Origin of the sequence: Sphingobium sp. Ant17 (assembly GCF_000588875.1) — a bacterium.
Lineage (GTDB): Bacteria > Pseudomonadota > Alphaproteobacteria > Sphingomonadales > Sphingomonadaceae > Sphingobium.
In genome coordinates this window covers 1-1,685 of the sequence record NZ_JEMV01000184.1, presented here as the reverse complement: position 1 = coordinate 1,685, position 1,685 = coordinate 1, and the positions used below count along the sequence as shown (strand labels likewise).

Annotated in this window: 2 protein-coding genes and 1 pseudogene; all 3 read right to left on the bottom strand. The window is 62.3% G+C overall.

Translation table 11 applies throughout. The features are described from left to right. Nucleotides 1–671, bottom strand: a 671-nt coding sequence (locus BF95_RS25260) for an outer membrane protein (protein ID WP_043155617.1), incomplete at its 3' end; no start/stop codon positions are given. A 200-nt stretch (nucleotides 672–871) separates the two neighbouring features. Then, nucleotides 872–1,369, bottom strand: a complete 498-nt coding sequence (locus BF95_RS25255; RefSeq protein ID WP_043155616.1) for a DUF2793 domain-containing protein — start codon at nucleotides 1,367–1,369, stop codon at nucleotides 872–874. A gap of 31 nt (nucleotides 1,370–1,400) precedes the next feature. Then, nucleotides 1,401–1,685 (bottom strand): annotated as a pseudogene (locus BF95_RS25250) (phage tail protein); the annotation flags it as partial.

Below are 1,685 nucleotides of genomic sequence, written 5' to 3'. Positions count from 1 at the left end.
GGCGGCGGGGGCGGCGGAGGAGCCGCTTCAACCGGCGAACCGAAGTTGTAGGTCAGGCCGAGCAGCAGGCTGTGCGTGCGCAGCTTGGTGCTTGCGGTCGAACCGGCAACGCCGAAGGCCGAGGTGTAGGCCGGGATCAGCTCGATATCGTCCTGGTTGAAGAAGCGATACTTGAGCGAAACGTCGACATTGTTGGTGACGGGGTAACGCACGCCGGCCAGTGCCTGCCATGCAAAACCGGTGTCGCTGTCGTTGACGATGTCCGAAGCGATCTTGCCGCGCGAAACGCCGACACCGCCGCCGACGAAGCCCTGCAGGCCGTCATCGGGACCGAAGTCGAGCAAGCCGTTCAGCATGAACGACAGAGCCGAAGCCGCGCCGCCGAAGCCGGTCTTGTCGAGGTCGATCTTGGCGCGCTTGTAAGCCGCTTCGGCTTCCAGGCGGAAACCACCAAAGTCGTAGCCGATATTGGCGTCGACATCATAACCCTTATGATAATCGAGCGAAGGCGCTGCACGACCACCAGCCGGAACGGCCGAGAAGGTCATGGTCTGGTCTTCGACCAGCAGTACGCCGGCGTCTACGCCAATGTACCAGCTGTCGTCACGTGCCATAGCCGGGGTGGCCAAGGCAGTGGTAGCAAGAGCAGCCGCGAGGGCAAGCTTCCGCATCTGAATTCCCCTTTCAAAAGTGTCACGAAGGACTGCTGAAACCCTGTATCGAGAAGAAGGTTTCATAGCAAGTCCACAAATAGAGAAACCGTTGCAAAAATAGCGCACTAGCACGCTGTTCGTGATCGGTTCAGGCTATTTAACCCTCCCCTAATACTAAAAGGTAAACGCCCCAACACAAAAATGCGTTTGTTACAGAATTACGAATGAATGAGGCCATGTGCCCGCAAAGCTGTCAGCATGGTGGCAATGCTAATACGCGCTTCACTATCAATCGTTACGCCCCCGGTTGGGGCCGTGATTCCCGGCTGGCGTGTCCCCACGACTTTCAACTCGTCGACATAGAGGCCATCGGCCCGCTCCGCGCCGCCGCGCCATTCGCGCCCATCATGCTGCAGCGCATGATCGCGATCCGCCACCAGCAACCGCAATCCCGCCTGCGCGGCGATGAAGCGCCAGCCGCCGTCGGTCCATAACGCCACCGACCCGTCTTTCCCGTCCCAATCGCCCTCAGCGCCCTCAGCGACGATCCAGCATTGCCCGACCCCCGGCGACGACGGCGGGCTAACCAGGTCTGCACTTTGCGCGATCCCGTGAACCAGCGCGTCGATCCGCACCAGCGCTTCATTGTGGAACATTTCCTTTTGCGCCTGCCCGGCGAACAACAGGGGCAAGGCCCATCGCGGCGTCACATCCATATTCCGTCTCCTGATAAATTCGCGCCGATGATCAGGCGATGACATCGATCCGCGCCGCCCGTCCGGTTGCCCACGTGCCCACCTGCCGCACCTCCAGCGTCACCGCCTGGCCAGCCATCCCGTCCGCTGCGATCATCGCCGCATCATACTGCCATTGCGGCGTCGCGCTTTCCGCGCTGCGCACCACCGCCCCGCCCTGCAGCACGCGCACCGCATAGCGCTCGCTCTCCTCGCCCAGCGGCACGTCGCCCCCGCTCGCCCAGCGCCAACCATTGCGGCTCCGCCGCGTCCAGCCGAACGCCCAACCACTTGGCCC

Excerpts from the sequence above, each read along its gene's own strand:
- BF95_RS25255 (WP_043155616.1), bottom strand. The coding sequence starts at position 1,369 with ATGGATGTGACGCCGCGATGGGCCTTGCCCCTGTTGTTCGCCGGGCAG.